Annotated in this window: 2 protein-coding genes and 1 pseudogene; all 3 read left to right on the top strand. The window is 26.5% G+C overall.

Going from position 1 to position 2178, the window contains the following annotated elements:
• Nucleotides 1-927, top strand: a 927-nt coding sequence (locus ACERKK_RS12950; RefSeq protein ID WP_373773492.1) for an aspartate kinase, incomplete at its 5' end; no start/stop codon positions are given.
• A gap of 24 nt (nt 928-951) precedes the next feature.
• A complete protein-coding gene (locus ACERKK_RS12955; protein WP_373773493.1) occupies nt 952-1809 on the top strand; it encodes a tetratricopeptide repeat protein in 858 nt (285 codons plus the stop codon).
• Nucleotides 1810-1858: 49 nt separating this feature from the next.
• Nucleotides 1859-2178, top strand: a pseudogene (locus tag ACERKK_RS12960) (methyl-accepting chemotaxis protein); the annotation flags it as partial.

Consider the following 2178-nt stretch of genomic DNA (forward strand, 5'->3'; position numbering starts at 1 on the left):
CCAGAGGATTTTGGATTTATCCTTGATGATAATTATTGTAATGGAAAAATTCAAACAATTAGTCACCAAAATATTAAAAATAAATTCCTTTTTCAAAAAGATGAAATCTATTTAGTTCCAGGTTTTTATGGTATCACAAAAGATAATGATATTTCAGTTATGAGTAGAGGTGGTTCTGATTTAACTGGTGGAGAATTAGCTTATGCACTTGATGCTGATATTTATGAAAATTGGACTGATACAGATGGAGTTTATGAAGTTGACCCAAGAGTAATAAAAGGTGCAAATGTTATACCAAGGCTTACTTTTAAAGAATTAAGACTTCTAAGTTCAAAAGGTTTTAACGTATTTCATTTTAATGCAATGTTAAATTGTAAAAAAGGAAAAATTCCTATTAATATTAGAAATACAAATAATCCTGAGCATAAAGGGACATTGATTTTAAATGAAAGAGTTCCTATGGAAGATTTAGTAGGAATTGCTAAACTTGATAATATGGCAGCTATTCATATTCAAAAAGATATGTTAGGTGATGAAATAGGTTTTACAGCAGAGCTTTTAAAAATATTTGGTGAATATAATGTTAATACTTATCATTATCCAACAGATAAAGATGATATTTCTATATTAGTAGATCAAGAAGACTTAAAAGGAAATATAAATAATTTAAGAAGAGATATAGAAAGAAGATTAAGTACAAATAACATATATGTTAGTTACAATCTCTCTATAATAACTCTAGTGGGTATTGGATTAAGACAAAATACCTTTACTATAGTTGATGCTATTTCTGCGTTAAAAGAGAATAATATATCTTTTGATATGTTTGATATGAGTCCATCTAAGATATCTTTTCATATTGGGGTATCACAAAATGTAAGTGATATTGCACTAGAAACACTTTATAAAAATCTTTTAAAAATTTAAAACAAAAAAGCCCCAAGGATAATAATGAAAAAATATATACTTATGTTTTTTATCATAACTATAAGTTTATTTGCTAATGAAGCTAAAATACAAAAAAGTGTAAATAATTTAAAAAAACCGTTATTTACACCTTTTGTTGAAAACTATATCTTACATGAGATTAAGCAATTAAGAGAAGAAAATAGAGATTTAAAAGTTGAATTACATAAAACAATTGCAAAAAAAGAGATTGATATATCTACAAATGTAATCAACTATGCAACATCTACAATAAATAATATGTTTTATATTATTGCAGCAGCGAGTTCTATTCTTGTAATTATTGGTTGGTCATCTATTAAAGATATTAATGAAAAGATTAGAACAGTAGTTGATGAAAAAACTTCTAAGACAATACAAAAGTATGAAGATAGAATGTCTATTTTTGAAAAAGATTTACAAAAAAGAGCTAATCAAGTAAAACAAAATGAACAAGAAATAGAAAAAATGAATACTATTCACTCACTATGGCTTAGAGCATCACAAGATTCAACTCCAACTGGAAAAATTGAAGCTTATGATGAAATCCTTGAACTAAGACCGGATGAAGTTGAAGCCCTAGTTTATAAAGCTGATGCTGTTCTTGATTTAGGAGAAGCAAACTGGTCATTGAATTTAACAAATCAAGCTTTACTAATAGATAAAGAGTATGCAAATGCATATTATCAAAGAGCTAAAGCATCTGCTGTTTTAGGATATGAAGAGAATGCAATTATTGACCTTGAAAAAGCAATAAGTTTAAATGAAGAGTATATTTCTAAAATTGAAGATGAAAAAGAGTTTGCTGTAATCAAAGATATTGATAGAATTAAAAAATTATTTACTGCTTTATCAAAAGTTTAATTAACATAAAATACACAAAATACTATAATCCAGAAATAAGGATTTAAGAATGAAAAATATATCAATAAAAATGAAGCTAATTGCTTCGTTTAGTATTATTGTAATACTCGTTATGTTACTTGCAGGTTATAGTAATTATGGTATGACAAAAATAGGTCATGGATTTACAGATTATAGGCAAATGGCTAAAGGTAGTGTATTAGCAGGAAGAGTTCAGGCTCATATGTTAATGGTACGAATGAACGTAAAAGATTACCTAAAGACTATGTCTGAAAAAGATATAAATCAATTTAATGAGTATTATAAAGAAACTGAAGAGTTTATTGATATTGCTATAAAAGAAATTACAGCTCCACAAAGAGCTATTAT

Source organism: Poseidonibacter sp. (assembly GCF_041821165.1).
Lineage (GTDB): Bacteria > Campylobacterota > Campylobacteria > Campylobacterales > Arcobacteraceae > Poseidonibacter.